We start from the raw sequence: 24,557 nt of genomic DNA on the forward strand, positions 1-24,557 counted from the left end.
GGCCGGAATACGACCCTTTGATACACGGAAACGTCATGGGACCTATCAATTCCGCGGTGCTAGGTCTGAAGGCAGGAGGTTCCCATGCGTCATCTGATCACTGCCCTGAGTCTGTGTCTGGCCGCACCTGCCTTGGCCGCGCCAAAGGTCACTTTGGTCGCCGAAGGTTTCGTGAATCCTTGGGCCGTGGCCTTTCTGCCCGAGGGCAGCATTCTGGTCACCGAAAAGGGCGGCGATCTGCTGCTCTTGGGGGCGGGCAAGAGCACCCGTTTGAAAGGTGTGCCAAAGGTCGCCGAGGTGGGACAGGGCGGTTTGTTGGACGTCATGGTGCCCGAGGATTTCACCTATAGCCGCGAGATTTTCCTGAGCTACGCCAAGAAATTAGGCAAAGGGCAGGGCACGGCGCTGGCCCGCGCGACCTTGGCCGCCGGATCGGACCGTCTGACCGATGTCAGGGACCTGTTCGTGATGACCGATGGCAGCAGCGGCGGGAATCACTTTGGCAGCCGTATTATCGAGGCGGCGGATGGAACGCTGTTTTTGACCGTGGGCGAACGGGGTGACGCCGAGCTGGCGCAGGACCTGAGCCGCCACAACGGCAGCGTTATCCGCATCAACCGCGACGGCACTATCCCCGAGGACAACCCCTTTGTCGGGCAAGATGGCGCGCAGCCCGAGATTTACAGCTATGGTCACCGCAACCCCCAAGGGGCGGCGCTGGATGCGGACGGGACGCTTTGGGTGGATGAACACGGCGCACGGGGCGGTGACGAGTTGAACGCGATCAAGCGCGGGGCCAACTACGGCTGGCCGGTGATCAGCTATGGCACCCACTACAGCGGGGCCAAGATTGGCGAGGGCACCGCCAAACAGGGTATGGAGCAGCCCGAATTTTTCTGGGACCCGTCGATCGCCCCCAGCGGGATGGCGATCTATAGCGGGCGGCTGAACGATGAATGGAAGGGGGACTTCCTGATCGGGTCGCTCAAGTTCGACATGATCTCGCGGATTGACCGCGATACCATGAGCGAGGCCGAGCGTATCCAGACCCCCGAAACCAAGCGTGTCCGCGATGTGATCGAGGGGCCGGACGGTGCCGTCTATTTCCTGTCAGAGATCAACGGCGCCCTCTATCGGCTTGAGCCCTAAGGATTATTCCATTTCCTCGTGCTCTTCTTCCTCGCGGCGGGTGCCGTGGCTGCCACGCTCGCGATAGGGTGTGGTCTGGTAGTGCGCACGGTAGCATTTCGAGAAATGCGAGGGGCTGGCGAACCCGCAGGCGAGCGCCACGTTGATCACGCTCATGTCGGTTTGCATCAGCAGGTTCCGGGCCTTGGACAGGCGCAGTTCCATGTAATAGCGCTTGGGGCTGCGGTTCAGATAGCGGCGGAACAGGCGCTCGAGCTGGCGGGTGGACATGCCCACATCCTTGGCAAGAATGGCGGGGCTGATCGGTTCTTCGATGTTCTTTTCCATCATCTGGATGACTTGCGACAGCTTGGGGTGGCGCACGCCGATGCGGGTCGGGATCGACAGGCGCTGGGTGTCGCGGTCCGTGCGGATCGAGCTGTAGATCAGCTGGTCGGCCACGGCGTTGGACAGGTCCTCGCCGTGGTCGTCGGCGATGATTTTCAGCATCAGGTCGATCGACGCGGTGCCGCCCGCCGCCGAAATCCGGTTGCCGTCCACAACGAAAACCGACTTGGTCAGGTCCACCTCGTCGAACTCCTCCGAGAAGCTGTCCTGATTTTCCCAGTGGATGGTGGCGCGGCGCCCGTCCAAGAGGCCGGCCTTGGCCAGCACATAGGTTGCCGTGCACAGGCCGCCCATGGGCGCACCGCGGCGGGCCTCTTTCCTCAGCCAGTTCAGCAGGCGTTTGCTGGTGGCTTTCTGCACCTCGACCCCGCCGCACACCAGAATAGAGGCGTCACGGGGCAGGTCGTCCAGATCCGAATCCAGTTTGAATTCCACACCGGCCGAGCAGGTCACGCTGGCACCGCCTTCGCCCACGAGCGACCAAGTATAGAGCTGTTTGTCGGCCATGCGGTTGGCGATCCGCAGCCCCTCGATCACCGAGGTGAACGCCATCAGCGTGAAACGGTCCAGCAGCACGAATGCAAAATGGCGGGGCTTTTTTCCCGTGCTTTCGACTGGAATGACCTGCTTGTCCGATTGGGCCATGCCCATACTCCGAATTTGTCTATTCGCGGCACGATGTCGCAAAAATATAAACACGCATTTCGTCTGCAGGGAATGACCTCGTCAAGAGGGGTCCGACAAAACGGTTATGGTCATCGGTCTGTTGGTTATGTATAGCGGTTCCACTTTTCAAATCTCATGGATGGAGAGAGAGATGACCGAGTGGAGCAAATCGACCTGGCGCAACCTGCCCCGAGTGCAGATGCCCGAGTATACCGATTCTGCCGCCCTGGCGGCTGTAGAGGCCAAACTCTCGTCCTATCCACCCTTGGTGTTTGCCGGCGAGGCCCGCAAGCTGAAGGCCGAGCTGGCCAAGGCCGGCCGTGGCGAGGCGTTCCTGCTGCAGGGCGGTGACTGCGCCGAGAGCTTCCAGCAGTTCAGCGCGGACCTGATCCGCGACACCTTCAAGGTGATGCTGCAGATGGCGATGGTGCTGACCTATGGCGCTAAGGTTCCGGTGATCAAGGTTGGCCGTATGGCGGGCCAGTTCGCGAAGCCGCGTTCGGCCCCAACCGAGGTCAAAGACGGTCTGGAACTGCCCAGCTACCGCGGTGACATCATCAACGAGCTGGACTTCACCCCCGAAGCCCGCATCCCGAACCCGAACAAGATGCTCGAGGCCTACACTCAGGCAGCGGCCACGCTGAACCTGCTGCGCGCGTTCTCGACCGGTGGTTATGCGGATGTGAACAAGGTCCACAGCTGGACCCTTGGCTTCACCGAAGGCGAGAAGTCGGAAAAATACCGCGCCATGGCGACCCGCATCAGCGACGCTCTGGACTTCATGAAGGCCGCAGGCGTGGACAGCAACAGCGCCCACACCCTGCAAAGCGTGGATTTCTACACCAGCCACGAAAGCCTGCTGCTGGAGTACGAAGAGGCCCTGACCCGCGTTGACTCGACCAGCGGCAAATGGCTGGCCGGTTCCGGCCACATGCTGTGGATCGGCGACCGCACCCGTCAGCCCGATGGGGCCCACGTGGAATACCTGCGCGGCGTGCAGAACCCGATCGGTCTGAAATGTGGCCCGACCACCACCGCCGACGACCTGAAGGTTCTGATGAACAAGCTGAACCCGACCAACGAAGCGGGCCGTCTGACCCTGATCGCCCGTTTCGGCGCAGGCAAAGTTGGCGAGAACCTGCCGCGCCTGATCCGCGCCGTTCAAGAAGAGGGTGCAAATGTCGTCTGGTCCTGTGACCCGATGCACGGCAACACCATCAAATCCTCGACCGGGTACAAGACCCGCGCGTTCGACAGCGTTCTGCGCGAAGTGCGCGAGTTCTTTGCGATCCACAAGGCCGAGGGCACCATCCCCGGCGGTGTGCATTTCGAGATGACCGGCGCAGACGTGACCGAATGCACCGGCGGTGTTCGCGCCGTGACCGACGAGGACCTGTCGGATCGCTACCACACCGCTTGCGATCCGCGTCTGAACGCGTCGCAGTCGCTGGAACTGGCGTTCCTCGTGGCCGAAGAGCTGTCCAAGCGCAACGCCGAGCAGCAAGCAGCCGCTCTGGCCAGCTGATCGCTTGAACGGGAGGGGATGGTTAATCCATCCCGCCGTCGATGACTTCGAAGCCGGTCCCCTTGGGGGCCGGTTTTTCCATGTCCGGCCGGTTCGCCGCATAGAGCGCATCGGTCGAGGCATAGTCCAGCCGGAACCGTTTCGTGGGCCCACTGCCGTTTTCGGCCACCAGACAGCCCAAGGCGCGGCTGGCATCCCCAAGGTCAGACAACATCGGCCACAGGGCCATCCGGTAGTTGCCGCTGGCCTCCCATCCGGCCGAGAGGTTCAGGTGCAAAATGGCGGGGCGCTGGAAGCATTCCTCGATCATGGTGCCAAGCTGTTCGCGGTAGGCCGGCTCGAACAGCGCGGACAGGGGCATACCCCGCAAATCCATGCCAAGAACGTCGCATAACATACTGCCACACAAACGAAAACGGACGTGGCCTGTGCCGATGCGTTCCACCAGAAAGACTTTGTCCAGATGGGGCGCCATGGCCTTTGGGTCCAGATCGGTGCGCTTGGGCAGGCCGCCGCAGCGGCGCAGGCTCTGCCAGTGATCGCCCACCTCGCGCAGGGCGCTCGGGGGGGCACCTTTGATGAAATCGGCTAAACTCAGCACCACTCCCATAGCGCGCACTCCTGTCGTTCGTCAGTTCCCGTGCGGCGGTCTCGAAAACTCGATCCGGAGTTTTCATGAATTTCCGCCGTTTACAGCGCGAATTTGACAGAGTTTCGCGTCAAAATCCCCCCAAACCTGAAGAAGAGGTTAACGGCCGGTGGTTCGCGGCTCTTGCTCTCGGGCGCATGGCAGGCATAGTGGGCGCCAGAACTAAAGGAACGACCATGAAATCACTCACCGGATATGCCAGCCTTGAAAATCAAGGCGAGGGGCTGCGCTGGCAGTGGGAACTGCGCAGCGTCAACGGCAAGGGATTGGACCTGCGCATCCGTATGCCGGATTGGTGCGCGCCCATCGAGGCCGAGCTGAGAAAACGCGTGGGCGCCGTGCTGGCGCGGGGCAATGTGACCATCGGGTTGCGCATCTATAGTGACGGGTCCGCCATGGGTGCGGCCGTTGACCCCGAGGCCCTGGACCGCGCGCTGGACCAGATCGCACAGATCGAGGCCCGCGCCGCAAAGCGAGGGATCAGCCTGCGCAAAACCTCGGCTTCGGATATCCTGTCCGTGCGCGGTGTCGTCAGCGAAGAAGCCCGGACCGAGGGCATGACCGACGCCCTGACCGCGCTGCTGCTGGCGGATTTCGACGTGGCGCTGGCCGCGTTCGTAGACAGTCGCGCTGGCGAAGGGATGGCCTTGTCCGCGGTGATCACCCGCCAGTTGGACACCATTTCCGATCAGCTGGTGTCGATCCGCGCCATTCTGCCCGCCCGCGCCGAAGCGCAGGCCGAGGTGCTGCGCGCCGGCATGTCCCGCATTCTGGAAACCGAACAGCTGGACCCCGCGCGCCTGCACCAAGAGGCCGCCGTTCTGGCCGTGAAATCCGACGTGACCGAAGAGCTGGACCGTTTGGACGCCCATGTGGCGGCGGCGCGTCAGCTGGTGGCCTCGGACGCGCCGGTGGGCCGGAAATTCGATTTCCTGTGTCAGGAATTCAACCGCGAAGCCAACACGCTTTGCTCGAAATCGCAACACAGCGGTCTGACCGAACTGGGGCTTGAGATGAAAGTCACCATCGACCAGATGCGCGAACAAATTCAGAACGTAGAATAATGCCCCACGATACCCGCCGCGGCCTGCTTGTTATCCTGTCCTCGCCTTCGGGCGCAGGGAAATCCACGCTGGCCAAACGCCTGATGGCGTGGGACCCAACCTTGTCGTTCTCGGTCTCGGCCACCACCCGCAAGCCCCGTCCGGGCGAGGTGGACGGCAAGGACTATCAGTTCGTGACCGAGTCCGCGTTCAAACACATGGTCTCTGACGACGAGATGCTGGAACACGCCCACGTCTTCGGGAACTTCTATGGCTCGCCCAAGGGGCCGGTGCAGGCGGCGATCGACAACGGCAATGACGTGCTGTTCGACATCGACTGGCAGGGCGCGCAGCAGATCCGGAACTCGGCCCTTGGGCAGCACACCCTGTCGATTTTCATCCTGCCGCCGTCGATCCCCGAATTGCACCGCCGCCTGATCAGCCGCAATCAGGACGACGCCGACACCATTACCAAGCGCATGAAGAAAAGCTGGGACGAGATCAGCCACTGGGGCAGCTATGACTATGTGCTGGTGAATGACGATCTGGATAAGACCGAAGAAATGCTGAAGTCGATCCTGACCGCCACCCGCCTGCGCCGTTTGCAACAGCCCGGTCTGGTCAAACACGTCCGCGCCCTTCAGGACCAATTCGAGGAGCTCGACATTTGACACTATATGCATTGGACGGCATCGCGCCCGAAATCGCCGAGGACACCTGGATCGCCCCCGACGCCAACCTGATCGGCAAGATCGTGGTCGAGGAGGGCGGCTCGGTCTGGTTCGGCTGCACCCTGCGCGGCGATAACGAGGAAATCCGCGTGGGCAAGGGCAGTAACGTGCAGGAAAACTGCGTGCTGCACACCGACATGGGCTATCCGCTGGTGATCGGCGAGGGATGCACCATTGGCCACAAGGCGATGCTGCACGGTTGCACCATTGGCGACAACACCCTGATCGGGATGGGCGCGACCATTCTGAACGGTGCCAAGATCGGCAACAATTGCCTGATCGGGGCAGGAGCTTTGGTGACCGAGAACAAGGTGATCCCCGATGGATCGCTGGTCATGGGCGCGCCCGGCAAGGTCGTTCGTGAAATGACCCCCGAAGGCATCGAGGGCCTGAAGAAATCCGCGATCGGCTATCAGAACAATATGCGCCGCTTCCGCGAGGGGATGACCGAAGTCTGATCTGGCGTGATCGCTATCAGGGGTGTCATCCCATTGTTACAAAAGCATGAAAGGCAGCCCTGATTGAATAAATTCCCCGAGGAGCGCCCCATGGACCTTTTGCCGATCAAGTCACTGGTAGAGGGTCTTCCTTTGGCCGCGATGGTTGTAGATCAGGAGCGGCGGCTGTTGTGTCTGAACGAACCGGCGCGGGAAATCTGGGGCAGCGGGCTGGAAGGGCGCCATTATGAATTGGCGCTGCGCAATCCTGTTCTGACCGGCGCGATTGCGGACTGTTTCCGTGATCCGCGCACCTTTCATTCGCGGATGACCACCACCGTTGGCAGTCGCGAGGCGACATTCGCCCTGCGGGTGACCCCGATCAACGGGGTCGAGTTCCAAGGCGTCTTGGCCACGTTCGAGGACGTCAGCCCCATGGAAGACATCGGCCAGATGCGCCGCGACTTTGTGGCGAACGTCAGCCATGAATTGCGCACACCCCTGACCGCGCTACTGGGGTTCATCGAGACTCTGCGCGGACCGGCCAAGGATGACGCCCGTGCACGCGACCGCTTTCTGGGGATCATGGAGACCGAAGCCACGCGGATGAACCGTCTGGTCCATGATCTGCTGTCCCTGAGCCGCGTCGAGAGCGAAGAGCGTATTCGCCCCGGTCAACAGATCGACGTTGTCGCCAAGGTGCAATCGACCGCCAAGGCCCTTGGCCCCATTGCCGAGGACAAGGGCATCGCCGTCCAGCTGTTCCTGCCCGAAGAGCCCATTATGATCAGCGGGGACTCGGACCAGCTGTATCAGGTGTTCACCAACCTGATCGAGAACGCCATCAAGTACGGCGGCAGTGGCGGGGACGTGCATGTGACCGTCACGCGGCTGGAACGGGACCCGACCGTGCGGGGGCCAGCCGTCCGAATCGACGTTCGCGACCACGGTCAGGGAATCGATCCGATCCACATTCCGCGTCTGACCGAACGATTCTACCGGGTGGATTCACACCGATCGCGGGAAATGGGCGGGACCGGACTGGGCCTTGCAATTGTAAAGCACATCATTAACAGGCACCGCGGCCGCCTTAAGATCGAAAGCGCTTTGGGGCAGGGCAGTACATTTACTGTTACATTACCAAGGAACTAGAGGAAAACGCGGGACTAGCCCGCGTTTTTTTACGGGTGCCGGATGGATGCATTTGAATCTTAATATCAAGTGAATTCATTTGGTTACCCTTAAAAATACATCCCTGATGCTTAAAAAATGTACCCTGTCATAAACCTGTTACAAATCTGTCGCAAAAGCTTTGCCAGTGAAGTTTAGCACCCGCCCCAAGGTCCACAGAAACTCGGATCTGTAGAGATTAACAGGAGCTACCCCTATGTCTTTCGTGAAACTGACCGCCTCGACCCTGGCGATCGCAGCCGTTTCCGCAACCGCAGCCGTCGCACGTGACAACGTTCAGGTTGCCGGTTCGTCGACCGTTCTGCCCTACGCATCGATCGTTGCCGAAGCGTTCGGTGAAAACTTTGACTTCCCGACCCCCGTTGTTGAATCGGGCGGTTCGTCGGCAGGTCTGAAGCGCTTCTGTGAAGGCGTTGGCGAGAACACCATCGACGTTGCAAACGCTTCGCGCAAAATCAAAGACAAAGAAATCGCAGCTTGCGCCGAAGCTGGCGTGACCGACATCATCGAAGTCCGCATCGGCTACGATGGCATCGTATTCGCTTCGCAGATCAACGGCCCCGAGTTCACCGCGTTCGAACCCGCTGACTGGTACAACGCTCTGGCAGCTGAAAAGCCCGTTGACGGCGCAATGGTTGCAAACACCGCAGCAACCTGGGCCGATGCAAACGCAAACCTGCCCGCAGTTGAAATCGCTGCCTTCATCCCCGGCACCAAGCACGGCACCCGCGAAGTCTTCGAAGAGAAGGTTCTGCTGCAGGGCTGTGAAGACACCGGCGCACTGGCTGCGATCCTGGAAATCAACGGCGGCGACGAAAAAGCTGCTGAAGCAACCTGTATGGCTGTCCGCACCGATGGCAAGTCGGTCGACATCGACGGCGACTACACCGAGACCCTGGCTCGCATCGACAGCAACACCAACGGCGTTGGCGTCTTCGGCCTGGCATTCTACGAAAACAACACCGACAAGCTGAAAGTAGCAACCATGTCGGGCGTTGCTCCCTCGACCGAGACCATCGCTGCTGGCGACTACCCCGTATCGCGTCCGCTGTACTTCTACATCAAGAAAGCACACATCGGCGTCATCCCCGGCCTGAAAGAATACGCAGAGTTCTTCATCTCTGACGAAATCGCAGGCCCCGATGGCCCGCTGTCGGCCTACGGTCTGGTTTCGGACCCCGAGCTGTCGGCAACCCAAGAGCTGGTTGCAAACGAACAGACCATGTAATTGGTACCTAGAAGCGGCCTTCGGGCCGCTTCGCACTTTCGCTGAAGGCGCCGATCCGATAGACGGCGCCTCAGTCGTCTCTAGGATCCGCACGGAGCCCCTATGCCCCTCCTTTGGTTAATCTTGATTGTTCTGGTGCTTGGTGCCGCTGGCTATGTGGCCGGACGTCAACGCGCTATGTCCAGTGCAGGCGGGGATCCCCGTCACCTCCATTCCCTTCCTGTTTATTATGGTTCGAACGTTGCGCTGTTCGCCACTGTGCCGGCCTTGTTGGTGCTGGTTGTCTGGCTGATTGCGCAGCCCATGTATATCGACCGCACCGTTGCGGGCGAAATCCCCGCTGCCGATATCCCCCAAGGCAGCACTCTGGGTCTGGTCATGAGCGATGTGCGCCGTGTAGCCGAAGGCCTGGATCTTGCGATTTCCCAAGGGGTTATGACCGCCGAAGAAGAGGGCGCTCTGGTTGCCGGTGAATCCGGTATCCGCGAGAAGCTGGCTCAGGTGGGCGTGGCCTTGGGATCTGACGTAAGCCCGATCACCTTGGCATCCGCCCGTCATTACCGTGACATGACCGCGACCGGCAATCTGGTGCGCGACGTGCTGGTTCTGCTGCTGGCTGTTGGCGGCTTTGGCTATGCCTTCTCCAAGACCAACCGTGATTTCCGCGCGCGTAACACCGTCGAGCACGCGATCAAGCTGTCGCTGATCCTGTCGGCGTCGATTGCGATCCTGACCACCGTTGGCATCGTTCTGTCGCTGGTGTTCAACACCGTCGAGTTCTTCCGTCTATATCCGGCTGCCGAGTTCTTCCTTGGCACCACCTGGAGCCCGAGCTTTGGTGGCGGTTCGTCGCTGGGTGTTCTGCCGCTCTTGTGGGGCACGCTCTACATTTCCTTTATCGCTCTGGCTGTGGCCGTTCCGATCGGTCTGTTTGCTGCGATTTACCTGTCTGAATACGCCAGCCCCAAGGTCCGCGCCTTTGCCAAGCCGCTGCTCGAGGTTCTGGCCGGTATCCCGACCATCGTTTACGGTCTGTTTGCTCTGTTGACCGTGGGTCCGCTGCTGGTCAGCGCCTTTGGCGACGGGGGTCTGTTCGGTGTGAACTGGATGTCCGGTGCGTCTTCGGTTTCGACCGCTGGTCTGGTGATGGGCATCATGCTGATCCCCTTTGTCAGCTCGCTGTCGGACGACATCATCAACGCGGTGCCTCAGGCGATGCGCGATGGTTCGTTCGGTCTGGGTGCGACCAAGTCCGAAACCGTCAAGCAGGTGGTTATGCCTGCCGCGCTGCCCGGAATTGTGGGTGCGATCCTGCTGGCCGCATCGCGCGCCATCGGTGAGACCATGATCGTGGTTCTGGGGGCAGGGGCTGCGGCGCGTCTGTCGATGAACCCGCTGGAAGCCATGACCACCGTCACTGCCAAGATCGTCAGCCAGCTGACCGGTGACGCGGACTTTGCCAGCCCCGAAGCGCTGGTGGCCTTTGCCCTTGGCATGAGCCTGTTTGTGATGACCCTCTGCCTGAACGTTCTGGCGCTGTATATCGTGCGCAAATACCGGGAGCAGTACGACTAATGACCGACGCAACCGCAAACACGCCCAAGCACGGTACCTCTCTTTATACCGAGAGCCCGCGCGTCAAAAAGCGCAACGCCGCAGAACGCCGGTTCCAGATTTATGGCATCGCTGCCGTGGCGACCGGTCTGGTGTTCCTGATCGTTCTTCTGACCTCGATCCTGTCAAACGGGGTAGGGGCATTCCAGCAGACCTTTGTGAACGTCCCGATCTATCTGGACGCTGCCAAGCTGGACAAGAAGGGCGAGCGCAACATCGAAGACATCAAGAAGGTCAGCACCTTTGGCTACCAGCCGCTGATCGATGACGCGCTGTTCGCCATCGTCGAGGAAAACGTTTCCCCGAACCCGCTGGCCAAACCCAAAGACACCAAGGCGCTGATTTCGGCCAGCGCCGTGGCGCAGCTGCGTGACTATGTCATCGCGCATCCCGAAAAGATCGGCGAGACCGTTGATTTCCGTCTGCTGGGCTCCAGCCGCGTGGACGGTTACATCAAAGGCCGCGTCACCCGCGAGAGCATCGCGCGCGACAAGAACATCAATGCAGAACACCTTGATATCGTTGATGTCCTGCGTGAAAAAGGCGTGGTGAAGCGCGAGTTCAACATGGCCTTCATCACCGGTGCGGACGCCTCCGAAAGCCGTCCTGAGCAGGCGGGCATGGGCGTGTCGATGCTGGGCTCGCTATTCATGATGATCGTGGTTCTGGTGCTGTCGCTGCCCATCGGCGTGGCTGCCTCGATCTACCTTGAGGAATTCGCGCCCCAGAACAAATGGACCGACCTCATCGAGGTGAATATCTCGAACCTCGCGGCGGTTCCGTCGATCGTGTTCGGTATTCTGGGTCTGGCCGTGTTCATCCAGTTCGCGGGTCTGCCCCAGTCGGCGCCGCTGGTGGGTGGTCTGGTTCTGACCCTGATGACCCTGCCGACCATCATCATCTCGACCCGCGCCGCGCTCAAGGCCGTGCCGCCGTCGATCCGTGATGCGGCGCTGGGTCTGGGGGCGTCCAAGATGCAGTCAGTGTTCCACCACGTGCTGCCCCTGGCGATGCCCGGCATTCTGACCGGTACCATCATCGGTCTGGCGCAGGCGCTGGGGGAAACCGCACCGCTGCTGCTGATCGGTATGGTCGGCTACATCGCGTCGAACTATCCCACCGGTCCGCTGGCGGGTTTCATGGACCCCAACTCCGCAATGCCTGCACAGATTTATGAATGGGCCAAGCGCGCAGACCCCGCATATTACGAACGTGCGTGGGGCGGGATCATTATCCTGTTGCTGTTCCTGATCACGATGAACATCATTGCCATCATCCTCCGCCGCCGCTTCGAGCGCCGCTGGTAAGAGAAGGATACGAGTATGTACGATAACCCGAACTTGGAGCGTAAAGTGGCTCAGAACGAAACCAAAATCTCGGCCCGCAATGTTCAGGTCTTCTATGGCGACAGCCAGGCGATCAAGGATGTGAACATCGAGATCGAAGCCCGCACTGTCACCGCTTTCATCGGCCCGTCGGGCTGTGGCAAGTCCACCTTTCTGCGCTGCCTGAACCGGATGAACGACACCATCGACATCTGCCGTGTCGAGGGCGAGATCAATTTGGACGGCGAGAACATCTATGACAAGCGTGTCGACCCCGTGCAGCTGCGCGCCAAGGTCGGCATGGTTTTCCAGAAGCCGAACCCGTTCCCCAAGTCGATCTACGACAACATCGCCTACGGTCCCCGTATCCACGGTCTGGCCAAGAATAAGGCCGATCTGGACGAAATCGTTGAAAAGGCTCTGCGTCGCGGCGCCATCTGGAACGAAGTCAAAGACCGTCTGCACGCACCGGGCACCGGTCTGTCGGGTGGTCAGCAGCAGCGTCTGTGCATCGCGCGCGCTGTCGCAACCGAGCCCGAAGTTCTGCTGATGGACGAGCCTTGCTCGGCGCTGGACCCCATCGCGACCAGCCAGGTCGAGGAGCTGATCGACGAGCTGCGTGAACAGTACGCAGTGGTGATCGTGACCCACTCGATGCAACAGGCAGCACGGGTGAGCCAGAAAACCGCATTCTTCCACTTGGGCAATCTGGTGGAATATGGCGACACCGGCCAGATATTTACCAACCCCAAGGACCCGCGCACCGAGTCCTATATCACCGGTCGTATCGGATAAGGATAAGAGCAGATGAACGAAAATCAGCACATCGTCTCGGCTTATGACCGCGACCTCGAAGGGGTTCAGGCCCTGATCGTCAAGATGGGTGGTTTGGTGGAAACCGCGATCGCCGACTGCTCCAAGGCGCTGGAACTGCGCGACGAAGATCTGGCGCAACAGGTGCGCGCTGGCGACAAAGCCATCGACGGCCTGCTGGAACAGATCAACGAAGAGACCGCCCGTGTGATCGCCTTGCGCGCACCCACGGCCAGCGATCTGCGTGTTGTTCTGTCCGTCATGAAGATGAGCAACAACCTGGAACGTATTGGCGACTATGCAAAAAACATCGCCAAGCGGGCAGGGGTCCTACTTCAGATGACGCCGATCGACGGCTCTGCCGGTGCCGTGCGCCGCATGACCCGCGAGGTCGAACTGATGCTGAAAGACGCCCTTGACGCCTATATCCAGCGCGATGCCGAACTGGCCGCCGTTGTGATCCAGCGCGACAAGGAAGTGGACCAGATGTACAACGCTCTGTTCCGTGAATTCCTGACTTTCATGATGGAAGATCCCCGGAATATCACTGCGTGTATGCACCTGCATTTCATTGCCAAAAACATTGAGCGTATGGGCGATCACGTGACCGCTCTGGCCGAACAAGTGATCTACGTCAGCACCGGCAAACTGCCCGAGGAAGATCGCCCCAAGGCCGACAGCACGCCCTATGAAACCCACGGTGACCCGGTCGCCGGAGACAACTAAGGAACGACCATGAGTGCCGACCAACCGACCGTTCTGGTCGTCGAGGACGAGCCCGCACAGCGCGAGGTTCTGACCTATAACCTCGAAGCCGAGGGGTTCCGTGTGATCCGCGCCGAGAATGGCGAAGAAGGTCTGCTGGTGGTGGACGAGGATCGCCCGGACATCATCGTGCTGGACTGGATGCTGCCCAACGTTTCGGGGATCGAGGTTTGCCGCCGACTGAAGTCGCGCGGCGACACTCGCGACATTCCGGTGATCATGCTGTCCGCGCGCTCCGAGGAAGTGGACCGCGTTCGCGGCCTCGAGACGGGTGCGGATGACTATGTGGTCAAACCGTACTCTGTGGTCGAGCTCATGGCGCGCGTGCGCACCCAGCTGCGCCGGACGCGTCCTGCGACCGTCGGCGTGAAGCTGGAATACGAGGACATCATCCTTGATGCAGAGACCCACAAGGTGTTCCGCGACGAGCAACCCCTGAAGCTGGGGCCGACCGAGTTCCGTCTGCTGACCACGTTCATGGAGAAGCCCGGCCGCGTCTGGAGCCGCGAGCAGCTGCTGGATCGTGTGTGGGGCCGCGATATCTATGTGGATACCCGTACGGTAGACGTGCACATCGGCCGTCTGCGCAAGGCGCTCTGCCAATATGGCGGTGAAGACCCGGTAAGAACCGTTCGCGGTGCGGGTTACGCCTTGGGTTAAGCAAGGTTTATGCAATTGATGCAGGCGGCCAGCGGATTTGCTGGCCGTTTTGCTTTGTGGGTGGTGGAATCCGTGTAAACCTGCGGGTTTACTGGGGCATACGATGCAAAGCTGGCCTATGCTTATGGTCATCCTATAATCAGTATTATGGTAAATATGTGCATTTAGGATCGCAAACTGGGATTTTTTATCCTCAAAAAGTCGCGGTTCCCGATAAACGGATTCAATATGCGCTCGCGTGCACTTGAAATGGTGACCCTAGGGTATGTAAAACAATTCGGGGTTATACCGCTGGTCGCTTCTTTCAAACGCGCTGTGTATTGTGAAAACAGCAGAGAGCATGCTTTCCCGCCCGATGGCCTTGTGTGAAGTCCGACGTAAGTTCGAGTGTTCTGTTTTTACGCTTCTGACAAGAACTTGGTGTTACATATTGCGTATCAACAAGCCGTCCGAGGTAACGAAACCTGCCTAGATTAGCTTTGCAGGAATGTAAGCGGGAAGATCTCGAAAGCGATCGAAAAGAATGGGTTAGTCCGATGATGTCTTTGTCGTCATATCTCGAAGCAATTACCGATAGCCAGAGCCTCGAGGCGCTCTGGTCCCTGCACTCCGAGAGGATGGCTGAATACGGCTTTGACCGTCTGATCTATGGGTTGACCCATTATCGCAGTGGCTTTTCGCTTGGCGATCCGAACGACTTCCTGATTATGACGACCCACAAGCCCGAGTATATCGAGCCCTTTATCAATGACGGCCATTACTTCCATGCGCCCATGGTGAAATGGGCGCTGGAGCACGAAGGCGCTTGCAGCTGGAGCACCATGATCAAGATGGTCGAGAGCGGCACCCTGACGCCCGCAGAGATGCGTGTGGTCGAGTTTAACCGCCGTATGGGCGTGACTGCCGGCTACACCATTTCCTTCAAGGCGGTCACCCAGCGTTCCAAGGGCGCCATTGCGCTCACCGCCCGCGAGGGTATGAACCAAGACGCCGTAGACGCCGTCTGGGACGAGCACGGGCGCGACATCATCCTTGCCAACAACGTGGCACACCTGAAGATCTCCAGCCTGCCCTACACGCCGCCCACGCGCAGCCTGACCAAACGCCAGCGCGAGGCTCTGCAATGGGTCGGCGATGGCAAGACCACGCAGGACATCGCGATTCTGATGGGGCTTACAGCTGCGACGGTGGAAAAACATTTGCGACTTGCACGAGAGTCCTTGAACGTTGAAACAACCGCACAGGCTGTTCTGAAAGCTGCCTTTCAGAACCAGATGTTTATCGTAGAGCAGTAATGGCTGTTAAGGTAATGAAAACTATACCTATTACGGTATGGACAGTATTTGGGTAGGGAATACCTGACTTACCTTACGCGGCGTTAATCTGGCATTGAGTAACTGTTCCGTGAGTGGTGGCTTTGGCCAGGGAACGCCGGGCAGAGATGCTAGAGATTTCTAGCCAGCCTGCTTGGGTGGTCGTCAGACCCGTCGGTTTGGGGGAAATTTTCTGCTTTCAAGCCGACAATTTACGTCTCGTACATCCCCATCCCGCGGGGCGTAGTTTCTTTAGGGCACCGGACTTGTTCCGGTGCCTCTTTTTTTGTTCCGAACCCATTGGTCCGCACGGGTCCTCACGCGCAAACCCTTGATCCGGAAAAGGAAAAGGGGGCGCATACGCACCCCCTGCCCCAAATCTCGCGATGTGCGCCGGAATTAGGCGTTCATCTTGGCAACTTCTGCCGCGAAGTCTTCTTCGACTTTCTCGATGCCTTCGCCAACTTCCATACGGATGAAGCCGGTGATGGTTGCGCCAGCTTCTTTTGCTGCTGCTTCAACGGTCAGGTCGGGGTTGATGACGAACGCTTGGCCCAGCAGGGTGTTTTCTGCAAGAAACTTCGCCATACGGCCTTCGATCATTTTCTCGATCACGGCTTCGGGCTTGCCCGACTCACGTGCGATGTCGATCTGGATCTGACGCTCTTTCTCGACGAAAGCGGCATCCAGAGCGTCCTGGTTCAGAGCTGCGGGGTTTGCCGCTGCGATGTGCATTGCAACCTGACGGCCGAACGCTTCGTCGCCACCGGTCATTGCAACCAGAACGCCGATCTTGCCCATGCCCTCGGTGACCGAGTTGTGGATGTACGAAACAACGGTTTCGCCTTCGATCGACGCCATGCGACGCAGGGTCATGTTTTCGCCGATGGTGGCGATCTTGTCGGTCATGGTTGCTTCAACGGTCTTGCCGTTGATTTCAGCAGCCTTCAGAGCCTCGACGTCGGCAACGCCAGCGGCCGCGCCTGCGATGGCCTGAACCATTGCCTGGAATTCGGCGTTCTTCGCAACGAAGTCGGTTTCCGAGTTCACTTCGACAGCAACGCCTTTGCCGCCTGCAACGTTTACGGCAACCAGACCTTCAGCAGCGGTACGGCCCGATTTCTTGGCGGCTTTCGCCAGACCTTTGGTGCGCAGCCAGTCGGTTGCTGCTTCCATGTCGCCGTTGTTTTCGGTCAGCGCTTTTTTGGCATCCATCATGCCCGCGCCGGTCATCTCGCGCAGTTCTTTTACCTGTGCAGCAGTGATCGCCATGGTAAGGCTCCTCTCAATTTCGGGGTCAACGCCCTTCAATAAGGGCTTGGGCGCGGAATTACCCGCGCCCGATGTCAGTTTTGTAAACGCTTATGCGTCTTCGCCGAGTTCTTCCTCGAGGCCAGCTTCCAGCTCGCCGAGGTCAACACCGGCAGCACCCAGCTGAGCGGTCATACCGTCCAGAGCGGCGCGCGACACCAGGTCGGTGTACAGGGCCAGAGCGCGGGCTGCGTCGTCGTTGCCGGGGATGACATAGTCAACGCCCTCGGGGTTGCAGTTGGTGTCAACCACAGCCACAACGGGGATACCCAGCTTGTTTGCTTCCTGGATTGCCAGCTGCTCTTTTTTCACGTCGATGACGAACAGCAGGTCGGGAACGCCACCCATTTCACGGATGCCACCCAGCGATGCTTGCAGTTTGGCCTGCTCGCGTTCCATCTGCAGGCGCTCTTTCTTGGTGAGGCCTTCAGCACCGGTTTCCATCTTCTCGTCGATGTTCTTCAGGCGCTGGATCGACTGCGAAACAGTTTTCCAGTTAGTCAGGGTGCCACCGAGCCAGCGGTGGTTCATGTAGTACTGTGCGCACTTTTCAGCGGCGTCTGCGACGGGCTGAGCTGCCTGACGCTTGGTGCCGACGAACAGGATGCGGCCGCCTTTTGCAACGGTGTCACGCACAACCTTCAGAGCCTGGTCCAGCATGGGAACAGTCTGGGTCAGGTCGAGAATGTGGATGCCGTTACGCGAGCCATAGATGTACTGACCCATACGGGGGTTCCAGCGCTGGGTCTGGTGGCCAAAGTGTACGCCTGCTTCAAGCAGTTGGCGCATGGTGAACTCAGGAAGAGCCATGTCCTTATCCTTTCCGGTTTCATGCCTCGGCTGGGGTGAGGGACCATTTGGTCCAACCGGCGGACGTATGAGGATTTCTCCCTCATAGGCCCAAAACCCAGCCAGCGGATTTCAGTGCGCGTGCCATTATACGCAAAGGGCCCCACTGACAAGCCCCCTGCCCGACTTTCTGGCTGTTTTCCCGTAGATCAGGCCAGAAAAGTGCGTTCGATCACCCAATACAGCCCAATCAGGCCAATGACGGCGCTGGCGGGGTTCGAGATATAGCGACGATACCACGGTTTGTCTCCAAACCACAGCCCCACGGCCAGATAGGCCAGTGATATCACCGTGAGCTGGCCAACCTCGACCCCGACGTTGAACCCGATCAGCGCGGGCACGAACTGGGCCTGCGGCAGGCCGAATTCCCCCAGAACGCTGGCAAATCCTAACCCGTGCAGCAGCCCGAAGCCAAAAACGATTACAGGACGCCACGGAGACAGCCCCTTAACTATAATATTCTCGATGGCCACAAAGGCGATACTGGCGGCAATCAGGGGCTCTACGATGGCACTGGGGGCGCTGACTAACCCCATGATTCCAAGTGCTAAAGTCACCGTATGGGCGATGGTAAAGGCCGACACCTGCCACAGCAGCGGCCGCATCCGTGTGGACAGAAAGAAGAGCCCCAGCACGAACAGGATATGGTCCAGCCCTTGGGGCAGAATGTGGTCAAAGCCGACGGGGATATAAGAGGTAAACGCCTCCAACCCGCTCAGGCTCTGGCCGCCGGTGATCATGATCGGATCGCTGGGGTCGCCGCCGGTCAGATAGCCGGTATAGGGCTCCTCGACCCCTTGCTGGCGGACCACCAGCGCGCCGTAGCTGGCGGGCCAACCGATTTGCAAGGCACTGGCGCCTGCGGGCAGCGTGGCGGTGATGTGCAGGACGGTGCTGCGCGGCAGTTCCAGATCGGGCTCTGGTTCGATGGTCAGATCACTTAGGGTTTCTGTCATATCCCCCTGATCGGTGGTCAGCAGCAGATCGGCGGCGAAACGGGGCCAGACGCGCTGCACCTCGGCCTTCAGGGCGTCGGGGGGCATGGCGCGCAGGCGGTCGTATTCCCCCGCCTCGGCGGCGTCATTGGTGTCGGCCAGTTCGCTCAGGTCGATGCCCGCGACAAAGGCCTCGACATTGGTGCGCAGGTCAACGGTCACCTGCCCGTCCACAACCGTCAGATCCGCGATAGATGGCGTGACTTCATGGGCAAAGGCGGGTGCCGCCAGCACAGCACTTGACATCGCCGCCGCGAGCCACACCCTGAGGCCACCGAACATATTGGAACCTGCCATGCGCCACACCCTTCTTGCCTGCTTTTGTCTTGGTCTGACGGCCACCGCGGCCCTTGCCCACGAAACGTGGATCGAGCCGCGCAGCTATCAGATTGCTCCGGACCAGACCCTAGAGGCCGATCTGCGCAATGGCGAGAAATTTTCTGGCTTCAAGCTGGCTTACGTTCCGTCCAAGCAAGTGCGGCTGGACATCGTGATGGGCGGCGTGGTGACCCCCGTCGAAGGGCGCATGGGCGATATTCCCGCCGTCGCGGCCCCCGTTGCGGACGAAGGCTTGGCAGTGGTGGTCTATGTTTCCACCCAGAACATCCTGCGCTACACCGAGGCCGAGAAATTCGTGAACTTCACCACCCACAAGGATTTCGCTTGGGTGCAGGACCGCCACCGTGAACGCGGCCTGCCCGAGGTCGACTTCCGCGAGGGATATATCCGCCATGCCAAGGCCTTGGTCGCCGTAGGCAGTGGTCAGGGACAGGATATGGAGGTGGGGCTAGAGACCGAGTTCGTCGCCCTCGATAACCCCTATTTGCCCGATTTCGACGAGGTCATGGACGTGAAGCTGCTGTATCAGGGTGCTCCCCGCACCGACACGCAGGTCGAGGTGTTCGACCGTGCCCCCGACGGGACCGTGTCGATCACAACCACCCGCACCGATGCGGCGGGTGTGGCGATGGTCCCTGTCCTGCCCCAGCACACCTATATGATCGACGCGGTGGTGATGCGCGAACCCACCCCCGAAGTGGCCCAAAGCGACGATATCGTCTGGCAGAGCCTCTGGGCCGATCTGACCTTTACCGTCCGGTAAAAATTCCTTGCGTATGGGCGCGGCTATGGGCAAGAGGCAGCCATGACATCTACACCTGAAATTCTGTGCATCGGCTCGGTCCTGTGGGACATCATCGGCCGGTCCTCCAGTCATATGCGCGTGGGCACTGACGTGCCGGGGCGGATCATCCGCGTGCCGGGCGGCGTGGCCTTGAATATCGCGATGACCCTGCGCCGTCAGGGCATGGTGCCCGCCCTTCTGTCCGCCGTGGGCAAAGACGCCGAGGGCGCCGAGCTGCTGGCCGACTGCCGCCGCCGTGGGCTGATCACCGAGCACATCTACCTGTCCGAAGACCTGCCCACCGACCGCTATATGGCTGTTGAGGGCGCGAATGGCCTGATCGCCGCCATCGCCGACGCCCATTCGCTGGAAGAGGCCGGTGACAAGATCCTGCGCCCCCTGTCGAACGGTGCGTTGGGTCGTGCGGACGCCCCTTATTCCGGGCTGATCGCGCTGGACGGCAACCTGACCGAGGCGTTGCTGGCCCACATCGCCACGGACCCGCTGTTCGCGCAGGCCGACCTGCGTGTCGCCCCCGCATCCCCCGGCAAGGCCACGCGCCTGCTGCCCTTGGTCGAGGCGGGCCGCGCCACGCTCTATGTGAACCTCGAAGAGGCCGGCCTGCTGTGCCAGACCGAGTTTCCCGACGCCGCCTCTGCCGCTGCCGGACTGGTGGCGCGCGGGGCCAAGCGCGCGCTGGTGACTGACGGGGGCCGCCTGTCTGCCGATGGCGATGCGGACGCCGTGATCACCCGTCAACCGCCCGAAGTTATGGTGACCCGGGTCACCGGCGCGGGTGATAGTTTCATGGCGGCCCATATCGTGGCCGAAGCCCGCGGCGCTGATCGCGATGCCGCCCTTAGGGCCGCCCAAGCCGCCGCAGCCGCCCATGTATCCGGAGAGACCCCTTATGATTGACATTAGCTTTTCCCCCGAAGTCGCTGACGCCAAATCGAAAAACCTGCCCATCGTCGCGCTGGAAAGCACCATCATCACCCACGGGATGCCCTATCCGCAGAACGTGGAAACCGCCCGCAAGGTCGAGGCCACCATCCGCGCGGCTGGCGCCATCCCCGCCACCATCGCCGTGCTGGAGGGCCGCATTCACGCGGGCCTGACGGACGAACAGCTGGAAACCTTGGGTCAGGCGCAGAACGTCGCCAAGCTGTCCCGCGCCGATCTGGCCGCCTGCGTGGCCACCGGCGGCACCGGCGCGACCACCGTGGCGGCGACCATGATCTGCGCCCATCTGGCGGGGATCGGCGTTTTTGCCACCGGCGGGATTGGCGGCGTGCATCGCGGGGCGGAAAGCACCTTTGACATCTCGGCGGACCTCAAGGAACTGGCCGAAACCCCTGTGACGGTGGTTGCAGCGGGTGCCAAAGCGATCCTCGATCTGCCCAAAACGCTCGAAGTGCTGGAGACCTATGGCGTGCCTGTCATCGCCTATGGTCAGGACGATTTTCCGGCCTTCTGGTCGCGCTCTAGCGGGATGAAGGCGCCTTTGCGCATGGACACCCCCGAACAGATCGCTCTGGCCCAGAAAACCCGTACCGCGATGGGCCTGCCCGGCGGTCAGCTGGTGGCGAACCCCATCCCCGTGGACGCGGAAATCTCCGCCGAAACCCTGGCCCCCATCATCAGCGCCGCCCTGTCCGAGGCCGACGCCAAAGGGATCACCGGCAAGGCCGTGACCCCCTTCTTGCTGCAGCGGATTTTCGAGCTGACCGAGGGCAAGTCCTTGGCCGCGAACATCGAACTGGTGCTGAACAATGCCCGACTGGCGGCGGCGATCGCCCAATCGATGACACATTGATCGTTTCTTTTGCAGAACAGACCACTGAGGCGTTGTGAACCAGCGCTCCAGTGCCTAAGTTCCGATTGAAACCATCCGCCAAGACCGCTGGGGATCATGAGCACGCCTTTCCACGACGACCACCCGATCCACCGTAAACCGGGTTTTTTCGCCCGCTTGCGCTCTAATTTCTTTACCGGAATCGTGGTGATTGCCCCCGTTGGCCTTACGGTTTGGCTGATCTGGACGGTGATCGGTTGGGTGGACAGCTTTGTGATGCCGTTCGTCCCCCGCGTCTACCACCCCGAGATTTTCTTTCAGCGCTGGTTCGGCGAGGATACGTCGATCAATATCCGCGGCGTGGGTGTGATCTTCTTCCTGCTGTTCACCATGCTGACGGGCTGGATCGCCAAGGGGCTGATTGGCCGCTCGTTCATCCGTTGGAGCGAACGTCAGGTGGACCGGATGCCGGTTGTGCGCTCGATCTATTCGGGGCTGAAGCAACTGGCCGAAACCGTCTTTGCCCAATCCGAGCGCAGCTTTGAAAAGGCCTGTCTGGTCGAATATCCCCGCCGCGGGATCTGGGCCATCGGCTTTATCTCGACCGATGCCAAGGGCGAGATCGCCTCGCGTCCCGACACCATGGAAAAGCTGGTCAGTGTGTTCGTACCGACCACGCCCAACCCGACTTCGGGGTTTTTGCTGTATTTCCCCGCTTCGGATGTGATCGAACTGGACATGACGATCGAGGACGCCGCCAAACTGGTGATCTCGGCCGGACTGGTCTATCCGCCCGAGAAAGCCGCCGAGCCCACGCCCATCGAAGAGGCGCGGGAAAAGCGGTTAGGAAAACATTAAGGGCAGATCCACACTGCTTTGCTGGTTCAGCTTGTCCTTGTGCTGGGCTAGAAACTGTTCGGCCGCATCCCGCCCCGCATCGCGCAATTCCTGAATGACATAGGGCGTCGGCACCAGTTTGGTCGCCACCGACAGGTTGGTCATCATCTTGTCGTCGGCGATCATGTGGACATACACGTCCTTCATCTGGTTTGGGGGCATGCGCCCTTCGTGGATCAGTTCCTGCACGAATGAAATCGCCCGTAATTCCCGCAGGAGCGAGGCGTTGAAGCTGATCTCGTTGATGCGGTTCTGGATTTCCTGCGGGGTCTTGGGGACTTCGTCGCGGATGATCGGGTTGATGTTCACGATGACGATGTCATTGGGCAGGCGCGGCTCGAACATGGGGAACAGCGCGGGGTTTCCCGTATAGCCCCCGTCCCAATAAGCCTCGACCTGCCCCGTGGCGGGGTCCTCGATCTCGACCGCCTGAAACAGCGTGGGCAGACACGCAGAGGCCAGCAACACGTCGCTGGTGACCTCGTCCCCCTCAAAGACCTTCACCTTGCCAGAGCGCACGTTGGTGGCGCAGATGAACAGCTCCGGCCCCGCATCGGCACACACACAGTCAAAGTCGAAGGACTGCACGATATGCTCCAGCGGGTTCTTGTAGAACGGGCCCCACGCATAGGGGGTCATCATCCGCGAGACCACGTCGGCCCACATATAGGGCACGCTCATTTCGATGGTTTTGGACAGTTGGCCGGGGGTCATGACATAGCCGGTCATCCAGCTGGGGATGCGGAAATCGTCGATCCCCGCGATCTGCCCCCACAGGAACGACAGCATGTCCCGCGCGCCCTGACGGCCGTTCTTGATCAGGCCAGCCTTGAGCGCGGCGGCGTTCAGCGCCCCTGCCGAGGTGCCTGACATCGAGGCGATCTCGATATCCTCGTGTTCCAGAATTTTATCCAGCACGCCCCAAGTGTAGGCGCCGTGGGCGCCTCCGCCCTGTAGGGCCAGATTGATGCGTTTCATGTTGCTGGGGGCCGCGTCCTTTTTGCGGCCGAAGGGGTTGATCCTCGACGGTGCCATTGCGGGTCTGCCTTTCGCTTGGTTGCGTTGGGTCCCCTCCCTATGGTCGACGGGCGCGGGTTAAACCGCGCCCACCCTTGGATCAGAGCGCGGTCCAGCCTCCGTCCACGCTGATGGTTGTTCCGGTGATCTGTTTCGCCGCGTCCGAGCACAGGAACACCGCGGTGCCCCCCAGTTCCTCGACGGTGGCGAACTCTTTCGAGGGCTGGCGTTCCAGCATGACGTTCTTGATCACGTCCTCGCGGCTCATGTTGTATTTTTCCATGGTGTCAGGGATTTGCGCCTCGACCAGCGGGGTCAGCACATAGCCCGGACAGATGGCGTTGCAGGTGATCGGCTCTTGGGCGGTTTCCAGGGCGGTCACCTTGGTAAAGCCCACCACACCGTGCTTGGCGGCCACATAGGCCGATTTGTAGGGGCTGGCGGTCAGACCGTGGGCCGACGCGATGTTCACAATGCGGCCCCAGCCAGCGGCCCGCATTTTCGGCAGCGCAGCAGCGGTGGTGTGGAAGGCCGAGCTGAGGTTGATCGCGATGATCGCGTCCCACTTTTCGACGGGAAACTCGTCGATGCCCTTCACGTACTGGATGCCCGCATTGTTGACCAGAATGTCACAAGCCGGTGCTTTCTCGATCAGGGCGCGGCACTCGTCGCCCTTGGACATGTCAGCTTTAATATAAATTACAGATACACCAAACTCTTCGGCCATATCCGAGGCCAGTTTGTGGTCCTCCGGGTTGTCGGTGAAAGAGTTCAGAACGACGTTCGCGCCCGCCTTGGCAAGTTCCCGCGCAACGCCCAAACCAATGCCCGAGTTCGAGCCGGTAACGATTGCAGTTTTACCCTTCAAAGTCATAATATCCCCCTTAGCTAGTGTCCTCGGTTCGACGCTAGTGTAATGCAGTCGCAGAATCGATTCCTATCAGTGCATTAAGTTCACTACCGTGCTTCGGGTTCCACAGCTTGTTTATGTTGTGCGGGGAAACTTCTCGTTATCTCAATGAGATGAAAACAAAAAAACGCCGGCACAAGGCCGGCGCTAAGTATTGAGGCAGG

The 24,557-nt window shown here is 60.3% G+C and carries 24 protein-coding genes; 17 read left to right on the plus strand and 7 right to left on the minus strand.

Going from position 1 to position 24,557, the window contains the following annotated elements:
• Window positions 1-84 precede the first annotated feature (84 nt).
• Complete coding sequence (locus HJ536_RS06095) at window positions 85-1,149, plus strand: PQQ-dependent sugar dehydrogenase (RefSeq protein WP_177157041.1); 1,065 nt, start codon at window positions 85-87, stop codon at window positions 1,147-1,149.
• Between the two features lie 3 nt (window positions 1,150-1,152).
• Here the strand turns inward: HJ536_RS06095 and HJ536_RS06100 are convergent, their stop codons facing one another.
• Window positions 1,153-2,181 (minus strand): GlxA family transcriptional regulator, encoded by a 1,029-nt coding sequence (locus tag HJ536_RS06100; RefSeq protein WP_176854280.1) that lies wholly within the window; start codon window positions 2,179-2,181, stop codon window positions 1,153-1,155.
• A gap of 172 nt (window positions 2,182-2,353) precedes the next feature.
• On the opposite strand from HJ536_RS06100, the gene HJ536_RS06105 reads away from it, so the two are divergent.
• The gene (locus HJ536_RS06105) at window positions 2,354-3,727 is read left to right on the plus strand and encodes a class II 3-deoxy-7-phosphoheptulonate synthase (RefSeq protein WP_176854281.1); all 1,374 of its coding nucleotides are present in this window, start codon (window positions 2,354-2,356) and stop codon (window positions 3,725-3,727) included.
• 22 nt (window positions 3,728-3,749) lie between these two features.
• Here the strand turns inward: HJ536_RS06105 and HJ536_RS06110 are convergent, their stop codons facing one another.
• Complete coding sequence (locus tag HJ536_RS06110; protein ID WP_177157042.1) at window positions 3,750-4,337, minus strand: PAS domain-containing protein; 588 nt, start codon at window positions 4,335-4,337, stop codon at window positions 3,750-3,752.
• Window positions 4,338-4,552: 215 nt separating this feature from the next.
• On the opposite strand from HJ536_RS06110, the gene HJ536_RS06115 reads away from it, so the two are divergent.
• The 11 genes from HJ536_RS06115 (at window position 4,553) to HJ536_RS06165 (ending at window position 15,478) form a co-directional block, all read left to right on the plus strand.
• On the plus strand, window positions 4,553-5,440 hold the full coding sequence (locus HJ536_RS06115; protein WP_177157043.1) for a YicC/YloC family endoribonuclease: 888 nt from the start codon (window positions 4,553-4,555) through the stop codon (window positions 5,438-5,440).
• Entirely contained in the window at window positions 5,440-6,090 is a 651-nt protein-coding gene (gmk, locus tag HJ536_RS06120) for a guanylate kinase (RefSeq protein ID WP_176854285.1), read from the plus strand. The genes HJ536_RS06115 and gmk overlap by 1 nt, the downstream gene beginning before the upstream one ends.
• On the plus strand, window positions 6,087-6,608 hold the full coding sequence (locus tag HJ536_RS06125; protein ID WP_177157044.1) for a gamma carbonic anhydrase family protein: 522 nt from the start codon (window positions 6,087-6,089) through the stop codon (window positions 6,606-6,608). The genes gmk and HJ536_RS06125 overlap by 4 nt, the downstream gene beginning before the upstream one ends.
• Window positions 6,609-6,698: 90 nt before the next feature.
• Window positions 6,699-7,739 (plus strand): sensor histidine kinase, encoded by a 1,041-nt coding sequence (locus tag HJ536_RS06130; RefSeq protein ID WP_176854289.1) that lies wholly within the window; start codon window positions 6,699-6,701, stop codon window positions 7,737-7,739.
• 235 nt (window positions 7,740-7,974) lie between these two features.
• A complete protein-coding gene (locus HJ536_RS06135) occupies window positions 7,975-9,006 on the plus strand; it encodes a substrate-binding domain-containing protein (protein ID WP_176854291.1) in 1,032 nt (343 codons plus the stop codon).
• Between the two features lie 102 nt (window positions 9,007-9,108).
• Window positions 9,109-10,581: a phosphate ABC transporter permease subunit PstC gene (pstC, locus tag HJ536_RS06140; protein ID WP_177157045.1), complete on the plus strand. Its 1,473-nt coding sequence runs from the start codon at window positions 9,109-9,111 to the stop codon at window positions 10,579-10,581.
• On the plus strand, window positions 10,581-11,927 hold the full coding sequence (gene pstA, locus HJ536_RS06145; protein WP_177157046.1) for a phosphate ABC transporter permease PstA: 1,347 nt from the start codon (window positions 10,581-10,583) through the stop codon (window positions 11,925-11,927). The genes pstC and pstA overlap by 1 nt, the downstream gene beginning before the upstream one ends.
• Before the next feature lie 15 nt (window positions 11,928-11,942).
• On the plus strand, window positions 11,943-12,740 hold the full coding sequence (gene pstB / locus HJ536_RS06150; protein ID WP_176854296.1) for a phosphate ABC transporter ATP-binding protein PstB: 798 nt from the start codon (window positions 11,943-11,945) through the stop codon (window positions 12,738-12,740).
• 12 nt (window positions 12,741-12,752) lie between these two features.
• Entirely contained in the window at window positions 12,753-13,484 is a 732-nt protein-coding gene (gene phoU / locus HJ536_RS06155; RefSeq protein WP_176854298.1) for a phosphate signaling complex protein PhoU, read from the plus strand.
• A gap of 9 nt (window positions 13,485-13,493) precedes the next feature.
• On the plus strand, window positions 13,494-14,183 hold the full coding sequence (gene phoB / locus HJ536_RS06160; protein ID WP_176854299.1) for a phosphate regulon transcriptional regulator PhoB: 690 nt from the start codon (window positions 13,494-13,496) through the stop codon (window positions 14,181-14,183).
• 539 nt (window positions 14,184-14,722) lie between these two features.
• Window positions 14,723-15,478 (plus strand): LuxR family transcriptional regulator, encoded by a 756-nt coding sequence (locus HJ536_RS06165; RefSeq protein ID WP_177157320.1) that lies wholly within the window; start codon window positions 14,723-14,725, stop codon window positions 15,476-15,478.
• Between the two features lie 417 nt (window positions 15,479-15,895).
• Here the strand turns inward: HJ536_RS06165 and tsf are convergent, their stop codons facing one another.
• The 3 genes from tsf to HJ536_RS06180 all read right to left on the minus strand — a co-directional run bounded on the left by tsf (window position 15,896) and on the right by HJ536_RS06180 (window position 18,948).
• Entirely contained in the window at window positions 15,896-16,768 is an 873-nt protein-coding gene (gene tsf, locus HJ536_RS06170) for a translation elongation factor Ts (RefSeq protein WP_176854300.1), read from the minus strand.
• Window positions 16,769-16,858: 90 nt separating this feature from the next.
• On the minus strand, window positions 16,859-17,617 hold the full coding sequence (gene rpsB / locus HJ536_RS06175; protein ID WP_176854301.1) for a 30S ribosomal protein S2: 759 nt from the start codon (window positions 17,615-17,617) through the stop codon (window positions 16,859-16,861).
• Window positions 17,618-17,805: 188 nt separating this feature from the next.
• Complete coding sequence (locus tag HJ536_RS06180; RefSeq protein ID WP_177157047.1) at window positions 17,806-18,948, minus strand: HupE/UreJ family protein; 1,143 nt, start codon at window positions 18,946-18,948, stop codon at window positions 17,806-17,808.
• Here HJ536_RS06180 and HJ536_RS06185 point away from each other — a divergent pair.
• From HJ536_RS06185 to HJ536_RS06200, 4 genes are all read left to right on the plus strand, one after another.
• Window positions 18,947-19,753 carry a DUF4198 domain-containing protein gene (locus tag HJ536_RS06185; protein WP_177157048.1) on the plus strand — a complete coding sequence of 269 codons (807 nt, stop codon included), beginning with the start codon at window positions 18,947-18,949 and terminating at the stop codon, window positions 19,751-19,753. The genes HJ536_RS06180 and HJ536_RS06185 overlap by 2 nt on opposite strands.
• Before the next feature lie 42 nt (window positions 19,754-19,795).
• The gene (locus HJ536_RS06190; RefSeq protein WP_177157049.1) at window positions 19,796-20,692 is read left to right on the plus strand and encodes a PfkB family carbohydrate kinase; all 897 of its coding nucleotides are present in this window, start codon (window positions 19,796-19,798) and stop codon (window positions 20,690-20,692) included.
• A complete protein-coding gene (locus HJ536_RS06195; RefSeq protein WP_177157050.1) occupies window positions 20,685-21,590 on the plus strand; it encodes a pseudouridine-5'-phosphate glycosidase in 906 nt (301 codons plus the stop codon). The genes HJ536_RS06190 and HJ536_RS06195 overlap by 8 nt, the downstream gene beginning before the upstream one ends.
• A gap of 96 nt (window positions 21,591-21,686) precedes the next feature.
• Window positions 21,687-22,427 (plus strand): DUF502 domain-containing protein, encoded by a 741-nt coding sequence (locus HJ536_RS06200; RefSeq protein WP_176854307.1) that lies wholly within the window; start codon window positions 21,687-21,689, stop codon window positions 22,425-22,427.
• Here HJ536_RS06200 and HJ536_RS06205 read toward each other — a convergent pair.
• Together HJ536_RS06205 and HJ536_RS06210 are read right to left on the minus strand one after the other, a co-directional pair.
• Complete coding sequence (locus HJ536_RS06205) at window positions 22,413-23,444, minus strand: patatin-like phospholipase family protein (protein WP_177157051.1); 1,032 nt, start codon at window positions 23,442-23,444, stop codon at window positions 22,413-22,415. The genes HJ536_RS06200 and HJ536_RS06205 overlap by 15 nt on opposite strands.
• A gap of 139 nt (window positions 23,445-23,583) precedes the next feature.
• Window positions 23,584-24,357, minus strand: a complete 774-nt coding sequence (locus HJ536_RS06210) for a 3-hydroxybutyrate dehydrogenase (protein ID WP_176854311.1) — start codon at window positions 24,355-24,357, stop codon at window positions 23,584-23,586.
• Window positions 24,358-24,557 lie beyond the last annotated feature (200 nt).

This window comes from Donghicola mangrovi (assembly GCF_013377535.1).
In the GTDB taxonomy this organism is placed as follows: Bacteria; Pseudomonadota; Alphaproteobacteria; order Rhodobacterales; family Rhodobacteraceae; genus Donghicola; species Donghicola mangrovi.

Bases quoted from the DNA above. Each gene is read 5' to 3' on its own strand.
- HJ536_RS06095 (WP_177157041.1), top strand. From the start codon at position 85: ATGCGTCATCTGATCACTGCCCTGAGTCTGTGTCTGGCCGCACCTGCC.
- HJ536_RS06100 (WP_176854280.1), bottom strand. From the start codon at position 2,181: ATGGCCCAATCGGACAAGCAGGTCATTCCAGTCGAAAGCACGGGAAAA.
- HJ536_RS06105 (WP_176854281.1), top strand. From the start codon at position 2,354: ATGACCGAGTGGAGCAAATCGACCTGGCGCAACCTGCCCCGAGTGCAG.
- HJ536_RS06110 (WP_177157042.1), bottom strand. From the start codon at position 4,337: ATGGGAGTGGTGCTGAGTTTAGCCGATTTCATCAAAGGTGCCCCCCCG.
- HJ536_RS06115 (WP_177157043.1), top strand. From the start codon at position 4,553: ATGAAATCACTCACCGGATATGCCAGCCTTGAAAATCAAGGCGAGGGG.
- gmk (WP_176854285.1), top strand. From the start codon at position 5,440: ATGCCCCACGATACCCGCCGCGGCCTGCTTGTTATCCTGTCCTCGCCT.
- HJ536_RS06130 (WP_176854289.1), top strand. From the start codon at position 6,699: ATGGACCTTTTGCCGATCAAGTCACTGGTAGAGGGTCTTCCTTTGGCC.
- HJ536_RS06135 (WP_176854291.1), top strand. From the start codon at position 7,975: ATGTCTTTCGTGAAACTGACCGCCTCGACCCTGGCGATCGCAGCCGTT.
- pstC (WP_177157045.1), top strand. From the start codon at position 9,109: ATGCCCCTCCTTTGGTTAATCTTGATTGTTCTGGTGCTTGGTGCCGCT.
- pstA (WP_177157046.1), top strand. From the start codon at position 10,581: ATGACCGACGCAACCGCAAACACGCCCAAGCACGGTACCTCTCTTTAT.
- pstB (WP_176854296.1), top strand. From the start codon at position 11,943: ATGTACGATAACCCGAACTTGGAGCGTAAAGTGGCTCAGAACGAAACC.
- phoU (WP_176854298.1), top strand. From the start codon at position 12,753: ATGAACGAAAATCAGCACATCGTCTCGGCTTATGACCGCGACCTCGAA.
- phoB (WP_176854299.1), top strand. From the start codon at position 13,494: ATGAGTGCCGACCAACCGACCGTTCTGGTCGTCGAGGACGAGCCCGCA.
- HJ536_RS06165 (WP_177157320.1), top strand. From the start codon at position 14,723: ATGTCTTTGTCGTCATATCTCGAAGCAATTACCGATAGCCAGAGCCTC.
- tsf (WP_176854300.1), bottom strand. From the start codon at position 16,768: ATGGCGATCACTGCTGCACAGGTAAAAGAACTGCGCGAGATGACCGGC.
- rpsB (WP_176854301.1), bottom strand. From the start codon at position 17,617: ATGGCTCTTCCTGAGTTCACCATGCGCCAACTGCTTGAAGCAGGCGTA.
- HJ536_RS06185 (WP_177157048.1), top strand. From the start codon at position 18,947: ATGCGCCACACCCTTCTTGCCTGCTTTTGTCTTGGTCTGACGGCCACC.
- HJ536_RS06180 (WP_177157047.1), bottom strand. From the start codon at position 18,948: ATGGCAGGTTCCAATATGTTCGGTGGCCTCAGGGTGTGGCTCGCGGCG.
- HJ536_RS06190 (WP_177157049.1), top strand. From the start codon at position 19,796: ATGACATCTACACCTGAAATTCTGTGCATCGGCTCGGTCCTGTGGGAC.
- HJ536_RS06195 (WP_177157050.1), top strand. From the start codon at position 20,685: ATGATTGACATTAGCTTTTCCCCCGAAGTCGCTGACGCCAAATCGAAA.
- HJ536_RS06200 (WP_176854307.1), top strand. From the start codon at position 21,687: ATGAGCACGCCTTTCCACGACGACCACCCGATCCACCGTAAACCGGGT.
- HJ536_RS06205 (WP_177157051.1), bottom strand. From the start codon at position 23,444: ATGAAACGCATCAATCTGGCCCTACAGGGCGGAGGCGCCCACGGCGCC.
- HJ536_RS06210 (WP_176854311.1), bottom strand. From the start codon at position 24,357: ATGACTTTGAAGGGTAAAACTGCAATCGTTACCGGCTCGAACTCGGGC.